Consider the following 13,332-nt stretch of genomic DNA (forward strand, 5'->3'; position numbering starts at 1 on the left):
CTAATCACCTACCTTATAACCTAGACCGCGCACTGTTTTAATAATCTTTGGAACCTGAGAGTTGTCCTCTAATTTTTCTCTTAATCTTTTAATATAGACCGTCAATGTATTATCATTCACAAAATCACCTGCCACATCCCAAATCTGTTCTAATAACTGATTTCTTGAAAGAATCTGCCCAATATGGTTCGCAAAAATAAGCAATAATCGGTACTCTAAGGCAGTCAATGAAATCTCATCGTCATTCTTATAAACTTTCCCTTCTAGCGTGTTAATCCGTATATTTTCGATTTCAATGATCGATTTGGTCTGGGTCTGTTGATGATATCTTCTTAAGACGGATTTAATTCGTGAGAGAAGCTCACGGATACGAAAAGGTTTAGTAATATAATCATCTCCTCCCATATCAAGCCCCATCACGACATTCACCTCATCATCTATCGCTGTTAGAAAAATAACAGGAATATCACTCCGCTCCTTCACCATCTTACATAATTCGTATCCATCACCATCGGGTAGGGATATATCAAATAAACATAACGTAAATTGATCTAATTGTTCAGCTATCACCTGTTTAGCAGTTACCGTATCATAACAAAGAACCGTAGAAAAGTGATCCTGTTGCAATGAATATTCAAGTCCTGAAGCAATTGTGCGATCGTCTTCCACCAGTAATATTTTCATTTGAAAATCATCCTCACTTATTGTTACTTTAAACCTTACCTTAATATCAAAAAAGCAGCAATAATTGATATGGCAAAAAATTCTGGTTGCTGTACTATTTTAAAGAGAAAGACGGTCGTATATTGTTAGTCAGCTTAATAAGAAGGTTTTTCTACAATTGTGTTGAATAAGTTAAAATATGTAAGTTATTGAACAAAAGGAGGACTTTATATGAGTATTACGATTTGTAAGATGCAGTACGCAGATACAAAACAAGTTCAAAATATAGCGAAAACAACTTGGAATGCTACATATGAGGGCATAATTCCATTAGAGGTACAAAATAACTTCTTAAATTCAGCTTACAATGATGAAGGTATGAAACAACGTTTAGAACGTTCTATTCTTTATGTTGCGGAAGTTAATGGCAAAGTTGTCGGTTTTGCAAACTATTCCCCAGTAAGACGGGTGAATTACTTCAATAAGGAAACTTATAAAAGAGATGAAGCTGACTGAAAATTATTCGAAATTAATATAAGGGAGCTATTCCAATGAAGGAAAAAATATTGAAGTACATAGACAGCAATTTTCCAAACCTAACAAGTAAATTGCATCTAAGGTTTGAACTAGGTGAGCCATATGAAAACGGCACTAAAGAAAGAATAAACCAAGTTGTAACAAGAGTTACTACATTATTTGAAGAATTGTTCAAGAAAGATGATATTATTTATGTTTATATAAAAGATTGGGAAGTAACCGAGGACATCATGTTTGGAAATACTACTCCAGTATACCTGTATGATTTACTCAGTAAGCAAAATATAGAAGAGGAAACTTTGTTCGATATAGATGAGGATTATGATGAGTTAACTGGTCAAACCATAGAAATCAAGAATGAATACAAAGTGAAACTACTATCCTCACAATTAAATTTTATTCCTTACAAGGAAATACTTGAAGGTATAGGAAATTATGAACAAGGAAGAGAACCTTCTATTGGACAATCTGTTTATTTTATAAGCACCCAGAAGGATATAATATTTCATATTTATGATGACCGAGGTTGTGATGTTTTCGGCATAAATAAAGATAATCTTTTACCTTTATATCATAAGTATAGAAAATGGATTTTAGATTATAATCGTATTGAAATTGACCATTCCCTTAGTGTAGGGTTATTCAATTGCTATGAAACCTCTGAAGAAAAGGAAAAAAGACTTAAGGAAAACAGAATAAAAATAAAACAAACCCAAATAAACTTATCGCAGGTGAATAGATGTCACATTACTCATGTACTTGCAATACCAAATGAATTTGCAAGAGAATGTATTAGTGAGATAAGTGAAACAGGATTTAATATTGCCATTGAAGATGAAAATTTTGATTATTCTATAATTAAAGTAACTAAAACAGAAGCATTGGCACTTGTTGATTATCAAACTGAGCTTATGTTTTTATATTCCAAAAAATATAAAGGTATTTATAAAGGATGGTCAGTAATAAAAGCTTTTTAATTAGAAGAGTTGGAGTATTAATTATTAATTCCCTTTATCATACAGGAGGACGAGGGCTAAACGCCTCTTTGTTGAACTTACTGAACTCCCATGAAAATTAAAATCTTCGATTTAGAGAAAAAGGCAATACGAAATCTGACGCAGCTCAATAATTTTTTAAAAAAGTGCGGCGCCTAAATGTGAATTAAATTGTGGGTTGGACTAGGAGGCATTTGGTTCAGTGATTGTCACGTTGTAACCTAAGTTTTCAAGTCTTCGAACAGAATATCGTACAATCGATTGTTCTTTTTGTTTGTCAAAGTAATCTTCCCCTAAGTCTACGTACATTTCTTTGCGAGTTAGGAGATAATAGCTGATTCTTAAAATGGCATGAGCCACTGATATCCCTGCACGCTTTTTACCCTTTCTTGATGCAGTACGCCTATACAAGGCTCCCAAGTAGGTCTTGGATCCTCTAACAGAATGAGCTGCTTCAATTAACGCCGATTTCAAGTACTTGTTTCCTTTTTTCATGTTGGTTGATTTCCTCTTGCCCGCACTTTCATTATGTCCAGGTACTAATCCTGCCCAGGAACATAAGTGCGCTGAACTGGGAAATTGCTTCTCCACATCTGTACCGACTTCGGCTAAGATTTGTTCAGCCATTCGAGTGGCGATGCCAGGAATGGAATCCAATCGTTCTATATCTTTTTGATGGGAGGATAACCTAGTAGCCACCTCTTCGTTTAATAGCTCAATCTGCTCAGTTAGAAATTCTATATGGACCAGAATGGTTTTTAACATGAGACGTTGATGTGGATTGATATACCCTCGAAGAGCTAGTTCTAGTTCACTCTTTTTCTTCTTCATTGATCGGCGGGCAAAGCTAGCTAATTTCTCAGGATCATTTTCGCCATCGGCGATAGCACGAAGCATATCAAGCGATGAAACACCCATGATGTCGGAGACAACGGAACCGAGTTTGATATTCGCTCCTTCTAAAACCTTTTGAATCCGATTATGTTGTCTCGCACGCTCTTCAATAATACTTCGACGGTATCGAACTAACTCTCGCAATTCCCGCTGATTTCGGTCTGGAATAAAACTTGCTTTAAGTAGACCATGACGAAGAAGGTTGGCAATCCATTCGGCATCCTTTACATCGGTCTTGCGACCTGGTACTGCTTTCATATGTTGAGCGTTCACTACTAAAAACTCAATGCTCTCGGCTTCTAGCAAGTTAACAATAGGCTTCCAAAATACACCTGTACTCTCCATTGCTACGTGAGTACAACCATGCCCCTTAATCCAGTCAATTAACTGTAATAGAAATACAGTTTTAGTGGAAAACGTTTGAATCTCCTTTCCTTTTGGGGTAATAATACAAGCAGTAATGGAATCCTTATGGACATCCATCCCACAAGCACGTTCAATGATTACTTCCATTGTAATCATCCTTTCTACGGCAAATAGTATTGGAGGCTGGTGCAATAACCAGAGTAGGATTAATCTCCCATGAGTGCTTCCCGTAAGGGAGCGACAGTCTGTGATGCACCGTGGTCGTTGGAGTCAGACTAACGGATGGGCTCTATGGCACCATAGTTCATCGACCTTCCTCTCCCAGCCGTAGTATCCTATACCCAGGTTTTCACATTTTCATTCTCTGTGGTGTAGCGCTGATTTTGCGCTACATGGATGGCTAATGGGTGCTTTACTTTAAGAAGGAGAAAGTCTTTTTTCTTATTGAACTAATCAAGCAGTTTAGTTGAAGAAACTAAGATGGCGTATTTTTAAATGGGTAAATTATTTAAATTTGGAACCCTCATTTAATTCAAACGTAAAATAAGGCAGTGTTAATGATCAGGAGTGATGGAATGGTTAGAAGAAGAGGGACGTATCAAATAAAAGTTCGTGACAAGCAGCTCGTTTGTTTTTTTTGTCAGCAAGATGAATTTTTGCATCGTGAAGTTTATACGGATTTATATCCTTTAGGTGAAACGGTAACAGACCAGCTCACATTGCAATCATTTTCTTGCACGTCATGTGGTGAAATACGAATGTTTCAAGAAAAAAACCGATTTGATCATATGTTACAAAAACATGTATCTATTATTGAATACATGGAAGTGACAAAAGAATGAGCGGGATGGATGAACCCCTACGCCCCCAAAAAAGTCGTATCACGATTTACGATGAGCCTGTTATTTGTAGATTTTGTTCACGTGATGTGTTTATTCCCTATGAAGTTTTTGTGAATGTTGAACAACCAGGTGTAAATAGGCGACATGTTAGTTATATAGCAATTTGTCATCATTGTGGTCAAGCCAAACATTTTGGAGATCCAAGCCATTATGATAATGAAAAAGATAATTATATTTGGGCCTTGAATCAGTATTTAATTTCCATTAGAAGTTATAAGATTAAGATTTTATTTTATGTTGGAAAGAAAGGTAACAGCAAAATAACTAATTTTACAAATAAGCTTATTCAAGATTTTGGGATAGAAAAAGAGAATATAAATATCAGTAATTTAAAAGGAGTAGCAGAACTTCAAATAAAGATTTCTAGTTTAAATGAAATTGAAGATATAAGGTCTCATATAATGAATTCCGCGAGGCGACTTTATATAACGATTAAGGATCTAACCATTAAATAAATTATCTGAGTACTCTAATTATTTACAGGAAAATTATTTTACTATGTTTTTATACAGTCAGAAAAGAAAAGGTAAATTAAAAAAGATTAATTTTAATCAATTTGTAATAGTGTGCCTAATTTTCTATTGGATCAATGATTTTAACAATTGGGTTTTTGAGTCTAATGGGATAAAAGGAATGTAGAGATGTTTTTCACTATTAGGTGCTTTAGTTAAACAGAGGCTGCCTATAGTGGTAGCTTTTTTTATTTAACTAACGAAGCGGGATAGTGAAAGAAGGGGAATTTTATGAAGAGTAAAAGAACTTTATTGTCGGCTATAACAATTTCTGTTGCCTTTTTGATTGTTTTTTTAATTTATAATTCTTTTTCGTCTGTGTTAACTGTAACTGATTTTACAGTCACTGAAAAAGGGTATTCTAACGATAACAATGAAGCATGGATAAAGGGATTTAACCCTAATGCCCCAGTAGGACATCAAGAAGAGACTAAAGTAATTGTTAGGGAACCAATGGTAATGAATTTAATTCAGAAAGATAAGACCTATTACGTAAGATACAAGATAAAAAGAAATGGTTTAATTTTTCTTAGTGGTATTGAAACTATTGAGGATCCCAAATAAGCTTAGTTATTCAAATAACGGATCCTTTACTTACAGAAGGGGTAAAGGCTTTTTTCTTATTGAACTAAAGCAGCAGTTTAGTTTAACAAGAGTTGAATTATTGAATACCAAAATAGATTTTATCGTCTAATTGAAAAGAGGTTAAAGTATTATGAAATTAAAATTTTTATATTTAACCTTAACAGTATTTTCGATATGGGTAATCATTGGTTGTTCAAATAAACAAGTTATAGAAAATACAAATGATACGGATAATTATGGAGATGTTAGGGCAGTAGCATGGGAATTTATAAATGAAAAAGGTTGGTATGACAGGGCTAAAGAAGATTGGCAAAGTGCGAAAGTGAAAAAAACGATTGCTGATAATAGCTATGAATTGTTGGATAAAACTTATGATGGAAAAGAGGTATTAACCATTTCGTTCGAAGATAAAGATAATGTACTAATCGGTACACCTTCAATCCTCGTTGACCCCAATACCAATGAAGTAATTGGCTATATACCAAGTGAATAAAATAAATTTTATTAAGCTAACGGGTCTTTACTTCAAGAAGAAGTAGAGCCTTTTTTCTTACTGAACTAAAGAATCAGATTAGTTGAAGAAGGAATAACTAGAGGGAAGTAGAATATATTTAAAAGGTCTTTTCTCTTAAATTAAGTACGTGTTCATAATGATAAGTTATGTTGATCAAAAGCTCTTTTTTCTTAACATTGGGGGAAGTGTGAAAGGAGTAGTTCATGTGAAATCTAATAAAGTATTAAAAATTGTTGACCCCGAAGTCTTCTTATTTAACAGATTTGGCGAAAGAAGAATTAAAGTCATATGAACATTTTACTGAGGAATATGACACAAAATACTTAAAAGGTTTTTCACCAGAAAAGATTTAATATTAATCTATTAGAAAGAGAGGAGAATTCAAATAGATTCATCAAGTTTCAGGATTAGCAGGTTAATTTTGTACTTTGTACTCGTGTCATTATTCCTCTTTGTATCGGGTAATATCGGACAATATTTGATAGAAAAACAAGATATGGATCGACAAATAGGCATGCTCTTACAAGGAGTAATCTTTACTGGGTTAACGCTTTTTATACTTTATATACTTAAAAGAAAAAAACCAGACGTTTTTAGTAACATTGGCTTGAAGGGTGTAAAATCATCATCTAAGTTGATAGTGGGAATTACTTTGCCTTTTACTTTAGTCCTATTAGGTATTTTAACGGCTTATATATTTGGTGGCATTGAAAATGTTAGATTTAATTTTACATCAAGTGTTATAATTGCCATTTTAATCAATGCACTGACAGCATTTATGTATGAGGCATTTCCAGAAGAAGTCTTTATACGTGGGTTAATATTTCAAGAGTTGAATAAGAAATTTCGCTTCATCATCTCATTAATTTTGCAACCGTTGATGTTCATTTGTATTCCGATTACTGTAATGGCATTGGAGTCAATATTCTTTAGTGATCCATTTGTAATAACTATAGATTATATTATATTGCTCCTCACTTTTGGAATTGCTCTACAGCTATATAGAAAGTATACAGGAACATTATGGATGAGTATTATTTTCCATCTTGTTTATCTTGAAGTGGTTCGATATATTTCTATGGGTGGTATTTATAACCCGGATGTCGCTCTTATAGAGTTTGATGAGGCATTTGAAGGATTCATGACTCTATACTTGTCATTTTTGTTTATAGTGGTATTTAGTGTAGTGGTGTTGTCACTTTTATTACTAATTGAAAGCAGAAAAAATAAGTTATAAAACTTAACTTATTTTTTCTGTTTTTAGTCGTTTAACATTTGAAAAAACACTTATTCAACCAAACGGGTGCTCTAGTTGAGTATCATGGGGGTACTAAGGTTAGTCATTTTTCTTACTGAACTAATGCGGCAGTTTATGGTAATTTGTTTAATATTGGAACTTATGGTTATTTTAAACGCATTAAAATAAGGTACAGATTAGTTGAAGAGTGTTGTTTAACTTGTGTTCAACAATCGTGCCAGTTTGTAGAAAACATAACAGGAGGTAAATAAATGGATGCTTTGATGTTAGATGGATGGACTCCTATATTGCTTTGCGGAATTGTGTTTGCAATTGTGATGTTTATTACGTCCCGTAAAGTTTCAAGAAAATCTTTAATTTCCACTTCTACTGTATTAAGTCTAATTTGTATCGGGGTAATTATTTATAGCGTAATTGGAATTGGTGGTTGGGATGGTATGGGACTGGGTTTATTTATGATTACTATTTTAGCAGGAATATGGATAGGTACTGTTATTGGAGCTATCTCAAGGAGTTCAAATTTATAAGAATGTCATCTCGTTTTTCACTTATTAATGTTTACTCTTTTATCTGCTACCGTTACTTCCAGAGCATGACTATTCTATACTGCCTGTTTGTAATATTAGAGAATTTCTAATAATAACTAATTTTCTACCTTGATCCTTATAACCTTCTTCATCAAACCTGCACCCGTTAGTTGAATAAGAAAAGTGATGCTTAATCAATAATCGCACCCGATTGCGGAAAAATGAATTTGATATTTATTAAAATATTAGGAGGAATCCATTATGTTAGACTTTAAAACTACTGATTTATGCGGCGACTATTCAGATGAACTACAAATTAGCGATATCGCATTTCGTTCTTTCGGAAAAAAGACACGTTTTTCAGGAAAAATTGAAACTGTAAGTGTGTATGAGGATAACGTGCTCCTCGTTGAAGCACTTGAAAGTGTACAGGAAGGCTCAGTAATTGTTGTAGACGGTGGTGGTTCTAATCGATGCGCACTTCTTGGCGATCGTTTAGCGGGCATAGCGCAGTTAAGAAAGTTATCAGGCGTTATTATTAACGGTTATGTTAGAGATTCTGTTGATCTTGCTAAAATGAATGTTGGTATTCTTGCGTTAGGAACAAATCCCTTGAAAAGTAAAAAAGATGGAACAGGCGAGCGCAATGGCAAATTCCACTTTGGTGGAGTCGACTGGAATCCAGGAGAGTATGTTTATGTGGATGAGGACGGGGTTATTATTTCTAAACAGCCTCTTTTATAAAAAATAGAGTATTTACTAACACTGCATAGAATTTTAAAAATGCCCTTTTCCATTTGGATAGGGGAGTGTTCAGAAAAGGACGAGTTTTGGAACATAAAACGTTTATGAAATTACTGATAGTTTTTTAGTAGCAACAATATAGAGAATGAAAGAAATGTACTTAAAGTAATAGGTACTTAGTTAAACAAGTGGCTGCCTGTAAGGGTAGCTTTTTATCTTATTGAACTAACCAATTAGGTTAGTTGAACAAGATAACAAAAGGAGTGTTTTTTTGGGAAACCAATATACATTTCGTGTTGATATAGATTATATAAACGGAGATGTTGAAATAAAATTAAATGGAGATGGTCAAGATATCTCTTTCACATTTTGTATTGCATTCGTTTCAATACCTTCGTTTTTCTATGTACTTTTACAGCTATGGAATGGAAAAACGAACAAAACTGATATAGACGGTTTCGGTTTTGCGGTGAGATATTATTTAACTGTAGAGGAGAAAATTCTATGTATTGAACGTCTTACTTTTGAAAATGGTAAACCCATTTTTTACAATTATAAATTTGATTTTGAGAGATTTGCTAAAGCAATAGATAAAGGATTTTCTGAGTATCTTCAAGAACAAAGAAATAAAGGAGTACTTCCTCTTAAAGTTGAACATAATCACCCCTTATCGAAGGAAGTAATTAAAGAATATGATGAATTCTCGACCATCATTAATGAGGGTGAGTTAAGTATTAGGATATTAGGATTTGAGGAGATGGAAGGTCATGTTTTGCTAGATGATTCTCATGCATTTTTCTTTTTAAACTCTGAAAAGGAAGGTATAGAATTTATCATAAAAAACGATTACAAAAGAGTTTATAGACTGGGTATGTTTGTTATATGTTACCGTGGAAAAGGAATAGAAGAAAAAATAGTACAAACAGTATTTGAAGATATAGATGATGTGGTTAATTGTGTGGAGTTACTAGTACAAAGCTTAGAAAATGGTTATGGTAAAGATTCATTAGGTCTTTAAAAGTGGAGCAAATTTCAGTTTACATGCAGATATGTAGGATAAAATTATTGTTAAAAATAGTCCAAATAGAAAAGAATATTGAAAGATTAAAATAATTATCGACTTCCTCAACAAATGGAAGTACATAGACATATGGGGACACAGAAACAAGGTTTTATCCAATAGATATCAAATATATTGATAGTATTCTATCTTAAAATCCGTATAGAGTGGTAGGAATGATTATTAGTGGATTTACTTTCCTATTTCTCAAATATCCTTTTTCTGTTATTACTCTTATCTTTGGTGGGAGGGATATTTAGATGTCAAATCATGAAAACGAAGAAGTGCTAACAGGAGGGAATGTCTCTAACGTTTATCGTTTGGGAGATACTGTGAGACGAGAATTAAAGCCAGATAGTCACAAAATCCATAAGCTATTGCAGCATTTGGAGAACAAAGGTTTCAGTTATGCACCAAAGTTTTTAGGTATCGATGAAATAGGAAGAGAGATATTATCATTTATTGAAGGAGAAGCTGGGAATTATCCTTTAAAAGAATACATGTGGTCTAATGATGTCTTAATAGAAATAGCGAATATGCTCCGTCTTTATCATGATTGTGTGAGTGATTTTTCATTTGATGATAGCTGGCAATCGTTAGATAACACCCCCAAACTATTTGAGGTACTATGCCATAATGATTTTGCAATATACAACCTTATTTTTAAACATAAAAGACCAGTAGGTATTATTGATTTTGATGTTGCTGGTCCTGGTCCAAGACTTTGGGACATAGCGTATACTCTTTACACCTGCGTCCCCTTAAGTAGAGTTTATCATTCCGAAACTGGTGAGGCTGTTTATTATAATTCATACCAGCATGCCGACCGTATAAAACAAAGAGTAAAATTGTTTTTTGAATCCTATGGTGAGGGAATAGATCAGGATTATTTGGAGATGGTATTGCTAAGATTAGAAGGATTATGTAAAACCATAAAAAGAAAAGCCAATGAAGGTGACATTGCTTTTCAAAAGATGATAAATGAAGGGCACGTTGAACATTATCAAAACGATATTAAATTTATTCGCGAACATGGAAAAGAGTGGATTTAATATAAGAAGCAAAATATGGATTTTTGGGTATTTTCAAATCGCACATTAGTTTAAAGTAAAGATGCTAAAAACCACTTTCCGTTAGCGTTATGTGAAAGTGGTTTTTTCTTGAAATAAAGTTAATGTATCTTTTGCATCTGCTATGGCATCTAGTAATGATTTACCTAATTGATCAATTACTGACACAATATATTCTTCATCTGTTGGTGTATTTCAAATCGCGGAAATATCAGGACTTGGTTGTTGGATTTGTTTGAGTAATCGTAAAATGGCATTAATCGAGTAATAGGTACTTCTTAAACTACGAATAACTCGTAGCTGCTCAAGTTCTATTTCACCATAGGCTCAGTTACCATTGTCCAGTCTCGGAACGGTACTTTGTATTATATGGTGGCGTTACCTGTACTTCTTGAGCAATCTCTGAGATAGATTCATGACCATTTAAATTTCGTAATACACTCTTAATTCTTTCTTCCGCTGTAAAAGACATTAAAAAAGCCCCGCAAATGTTAGATTTTGTGTCTAACATTTACGGGGCAGTTCAATATGGTTGGCTTTTTCCTTCACTTTAGTGCGTAAGTCGATAATAATGTTAGATCTGATTGGACGGAACAAAAGAGCACTTTTTAATGATGGCAGCATATACGCTTGCCAACTGTTCTTTAATTTGCACTAGTTTTTGTACGTACTGGTTTAAAAATAGACAGTAGGAAAATCAATAAACCTGCAATACCAATTCCTAAAATAGTGTTGAAAGATTCCCCTGTGTAGAAGCCGCTACCAAAGTAGAAGATTTCACGTAAACCTTCAGAAGCAAACCGAATTGGTACCCAAGGACGAATGAAGTTTACAAAGAAACTTGGAAGCATTTCTTGTGGCGTCATTAGAACACCCATACCTAATAGCATAACGACCATAAATAACGTAATGGCAGGTTTGCCAATCCATGCAGTTATAGCTGATACCAATAAGTAGAAACAGAATGCTGCAAAGGATACAAAGAAAGCGACTAAAAAGTAGCTTGGCATATTAATACCAGCAATCTGTGCAAGTGTTGCAACAGTAAAGCCTGAGAACAGGGCGATAATTACACCGAATAATACTTGTCCACTCATTAGACGTAATGTTTGTTTACGTGTTAGTATTTCTTTTTTAAAGATGCTAGATGTAGCTAGGAAGACAATGAAGCCACCGATTAATGCTCCAACCCAAGCAGGCACGGCCAATAATGTCGGTGCACTCCCATTCGCTGTGGCAGTAGTGATTGTATTGAATACTTTTTCTTCAGATACGACGGGGTGGACAAGCACAGATGCTTGGTTAGCATCTATTTGTTGATCGCCCAATTGTCCTATAAGGTTTGTTGAATATTGATCGCTAATTTGGGTAACTAATCCATTTAAAGCAGTTTTCGCAAAGTTTGCACCTGTCATATTAAAACCTTGATTAATATATATTTTTAGAGTTGCTGATGTGTTACTTGTCATGGCATTTTGTACGGCATCGTTATACCCTTCAGGAATAACTAGAGCTGCATAATACTCTTTTTGAGCAAACAACTCTTCAATATCTGCTTCTTTTTCACTTGAAAAAGTTAACATCGGTTCCTCACCGTCGGTACCTTTACTCATTTGTTCGATTGCTTCTTTTACAGCATCCACATGACTGCCTTTATCACTCGTTATAAGCGCAATTGGTAGATTTTTAACTTTTGGATCTCCTTGAGCAAATAAGTTCAAAGAGAATAGAGCAATTATTAATATTACAGCGATAGGGGCAACCCATGCTAATTTCTCTTTAAATAATCTCAACTGGAATTCATCCTTTCTCAATTTACAACATGTTGTTTAGTGGTACTTGTATATCTTACAATTTACGCGTATATTAAAGCAATAAACAAAAGTTAACAGTGTGTTCATTTTTGGGAGGAGTTGATTTTATGAGTGTTTATACAGAAAAAAATCGCAAAACAAAAAAACTTATCCAAACGTCATTTATGCAGATTATAGAGAATAAGTCATTTGAAGCAATTACGGTAGGTGACATTACAAAAGTTGCGCAAATAAATCGCGGGACATTTTATTTACACTATAAAGATAAATTTGATTTACTTGATCAAATTGAGCAACAGTTATTTGAGGATTTAGGCAATCATATTGATGAATTGCAAAAATATTATTCATCTATGCAAAAATTTGAAAAGAATCAAGAACAATTAGCTGCTACCTTATTTAACTCGATTAAAATGCATGCGCCAATGTTAAAAATATTTTTAAGTGATCGTGGTAGAGCTGGTTTTCATCTTCGATTTAGAGATGCCTTTTCAGAAAAAGTGCGTGTTAATTTAGAGAAAAATGAAAGTTTCCATACAAACTTAAAGGTGCCAATGGAATACTACTTATCCTTTATCACATCAGCATTTTTAGGATTAATTGAACAGTGGATTCAAAATGGTTTAGATAAGACCCCTGACGAAATGACAGCGTTATATATCGAGATTATATCTATTATTCAAAAGAACCAATCAGGTTTATAAGCTCGGAATAAATAATGGTGATGAAAAAGCATCTGATACATCCTGCTCAAATATTTGAGTGGGTTTTTTTGTCTTGTGATGAAATATATTAATAAATTTGGCGGATTTCTATATCTCTAATTCTGCTTAATTGGTGAAAGTTTATATAAAGTTTATATAGCTTGTATATGATGAGAAATGTAAATAA

At 33.7% G+C, this 13,332-nt stretch carries 15 protein-coding genes and 1 pseudogene; 12 read left to right on the forward strand and 4 right to left on the reverse strand.

Annotated elements, in window-relative coordinates; all coding sequences use genetic code 11:
* Complete coding sequence (locus MKX53_RS07535; protein WP_340910319.1) at nucleotides 1-684, reverse strand: response regulator transcription factor; 684 nt, start codon at nucleotides 682-684, stop codon at nucleotides 1-3.
* A 210-nt stretch (nucleotides 685-894) separates the two neighbouring features.
* Here MKX53_RS07535 and MKX53_RS07540 point away from each other — a divergent pair.
* Nucleotides 895-1,128: pseudogene (locus tag MKX53_RS07540) on the forward strand (GNAT family N-acetyltransferase); the annotation flags it as partial.
* Between the two features lie 86 nt (nucleotides 1,129-1,214).
* Nucleotides 1,215-2,177, forward strand: a complete 963-nt coding sequence (locus MKX53_RS07545) for a DUF3885 domain-containing protein (protein ID WP_340910321.1) — start codon at nucleotides 1,215-1,217, stop codon at nucleotides 2,175-2,177.
* Between the two features lie 201 nt (nucleotides 2,178-2,378).
* On the opposite strand, the gene MKX53_RS07550 is transcribed toward MKX53_RS07545, so the two are convergent.
* A complete protein-coding gene (locus MKX53_RS07550) occupies nucleotides 2,379-3,602 on the reverse strand; it encodes an IS110 family transposase (protein WP_340910324.1) in 1,224 nt (407 codons plus the stop codon).
* A 428-nt stretch (nucleotides 3,603-4,030) separates the two neighbouring features.
* Between MKX53_RS07550 and MKX53_RS07555 the strand changes: the two genes are divergently transcribed.
* The 9 genes from MKX53_RS07555 (at nucleotide 4,031) to MKX53_RS07595 (ending at nucleotide 10,609) form a co-directional block, all read left to right on the forward strand.
* A complete protein-coding gene (locus tag MKX53_RS07555) occupies nucleotides 4,031-4,297 on the forward strand; it encodes a hypothetical protein (RefSeq protein WP_340762094.1) in 267 nt (88 codons plus the stop codon).
* The gene (locus MKX53_RS07560) at nucleotides 4,294-4,812 is read left to right on the forward strand and encodes a hypothetical protein (protein ID WP_340910327.1); all 519 of its coding nucleotides are present in this window, start codon (nucleotides 4,294-4,296) and stop codon (nucleotides 4,810-4,812) included. The genes MKX53_RS07555 and MKX53_RS07560 overlap by 4 nt, the downstream gene beginning before the upstream one ends.
* Nucleotides 4,813-5,100: 288 nt before the next feature.
* Complete coding sequence (locus tag MKX53_RS07565; protein WP_340910330.1) at nucleotides 5,101-5,433, forward strand: hypothetical protein; 333 nt, start codon at nucleotides 5,101-5,103, stop codon at nucleotides 5,431-5,433.
* Between the two features lie 151 nt (nucleotides 5,434-5,584).
* The gene (locus MKX53_RS07570; protein ID WP_340910333.1) at nucleotides 5,585-5,947 is read left to right on the forward strand and encodes a hypothetical protein; all 363 of its coding nucleotides are present in this window, start codon (nucleotides 5,585-5,587) and stop codon (nucleotides 5,945-5,947) included.
* A 442-nt stretch (nucleotides 5,948-6,389) separates the two neighbouring features.
* Nucleotides 6,390-7,205 (forward strand): CPBP family intramembrane glutamic endopeptidase, encoded by an 816-nt coding sequence (locus tag MKX53_RS07575; protein WP_340910337.1) that lies wholly within the window; start codon nucleotides 6,390-6,392, stop codon nucleotides 7,203-7,205.
* 272 nt (nucleotides 7,206-7,477) lie between these two features.
* On the forward strand, nucleotides 7,478-7,753 hold the full coding sequence (locus MKX53_RS07580) for a YesK family protein (protein WP_093534693.1): 276 nt from the start codon (nucleotides 7,478-7,480) through the stop codon (nucleotides 7,751-7,753).
* A gap of 261 nt (nucleotides 7,754-8,014) precedes the next feature.
* Nucleotides 8,015-8,497: a ribonuclease E activity regulator RraA gene (gene rraA, locus MKX53_RS07585; protein ID WP_340910341.1), complete on the forward strand. Its 483-nt coding sequence runs from the start codon at nucleotides 8,015-8,017 to the stop codon at nucleotides 8,495-8,497.
* A gap of 271 nt (nucleotides 8,498-8,768) precedes the next feature.
* Nucleotides 8,769-9,515: a hypothetical protein gene (locus MKX53_RS07590; protein ID WP_340910343.1), complete on the forward strand. Its 747-nt coding sequence runs from the start codon at nucleotides 8,769-8,771 to the stop codon at nucleotides 9,513-9,515.
* Between the two features lie 302 nt (nucleotides 9,516-9,817).
* Complete coding sequence (locus MKX53_RS07595; RefSeq protein ID WP_340910346.1) at nucleotides 9,818-10,609, forward strand: phosphotransferase; 792 nt, start codon at nucleotides 9,818-9,820, stop codon at nucleotides 10,607-10,609.
* A gap of 349 nt (nucleotides 10,610-10,958) precedes the next feature.
* Here MKX53_RS07595 and MKX53_RS07600 read toward each other — a convergent pair whose 3' ends face one another.
* Nucleotides 10,959-11,099 (reverse strand): hypothetical protein, encoded by a 141-nt coding sequence (locus tag MKX53_RS07600; RefSeq protein WP_340910348.1) that lies wholly within the window; start codon nucleotides 11,097-11,099, stop codon nucleotides 10,959-10,961.
* 172 nt (nucleotides 11,100-11,271) lie between these two features.
* Nucleotides 11,272-12,420: a YhgE/Pip domain-containing protein gene (locus MKX53_RS07605; protein ID WP_340910351.1), complete on the reverse strand. Its 1,149-nt coding sequence runs from the start codon at nucleotides 12,418-12,420 to the stop codon at nucleotides 11,272-11,274.
* Nucleotides 12,421-12,548: 128 nt separating this feature from the next.
* Between MKX53_RS07605 and MKX53_RS07610 the strand changes: the two genes are divergently transcribed.
* Nucleotides 12,549-13,145, forward strand: coding sequence for a TetR/AcrR family transcriptional regulator (locus MKX53_RS07610; RefSeq protein ID WP_340910354.1), 597 nt, complete (start codon nucleotides 12,549-12,551; stop codon nucleotides 13,143-13,145).
* The last annotated feature ends 187 nt before the right edge of the window (nucleotides 13,146-13,332 follow it).

This window comes from Psychrobacillus sp. FSL K6-4615, from assembly GCF_038008225.1.
Lineage (GTDB): Bacteria > Bacillota > Bacilli > Bacillales_A > Planococcaceae > Psychrobacillus > Psychrobacillus psychrotolerans.

Bases quoted from the DNA above. Each gene is read 5' to 3' on its own strand.
- MKX53_RS07535 (WP_340910319.1), bottom strand. From the start codon at position 684: ATGAAAATATTACTGGTGGAAGACGATCGCACAATTGCTTCAGGACTT.
- MKX53_RS07545 (WP_340910321.1), top strand. From the start codon at position 1,215: ATGAAGGAAAAAATATTGAAGTACATAGACAGCAATTTTCCAAACCTA.
- MKX53_RS07550 (WP_340910324.1), bottom strand. From the start codon at position 3,602: ATGGAAGTAATCATTGAACGTGCTTGTGGGATGGATGTCCATAAGGAT.
- MKX53_RS07555 (WP_340762094.1), top strand. From the start codon at position 4,031: ATGGTTAGAAGAAGAGGGACGTATCAAATAAAAGTTCGTGACAAGCAG.
- MKX53_RS07560 (WP_340910327.1), top strand. From the start codon at position 4,294: ATGAGCGGGATGGATGAACCCCTACGCCCCCAAAAAAGTCGTATCACG.
- MKX53_RS07565 (WP_340910330.1), top strand. From the start codon at position 5,101: ATGAAGAGTAAAAGAACTTTATTGTCGGCTATAACAATTTCTGTTGCC.
- MKX53_RS07570 (WP_340910333.1), top strand. From the start codon at position 5,585: ATGAAATTAAAATTTTTATATTTAACCTTAACAGTATTTTCGATATGG.
- MKX53_RS07580 (WP_093534693.1), top strand. From the start codon at position 7,478: ATGGATGCTTTGATGTTAGATGGATGGACTCCTATATTGCTTTGCGGA.
- rraA (WP_340910341.1), top strand. From the start codon at position 8,015: ATGTTAGACTTTAAAACTACTGATTTATGCGGCGACTATTCAGATGAA.
- MKX53_RS07595 (WP_340910346.1), top strand. From the start codon at position 9,818: ATGTCAAATCATGAAAACGAAGAAGTGCTAACAGGAGGGAATGTCTCT.
- MKX53_RS07600 (WP_340910348.1), bottom strand. From the start codon at position 11,099: ATGTCTTTTACAGCGGAAGAAAGAATTAAGAGTGTATTACGAAATTTA.
- MKX53_RS07610 (WP_340910354.1), top strand. From the start codon at position 12,549: ATGAGTGTTTATACAGAAAAAAATCGCAAAACAAAAAAACTTATCCAA.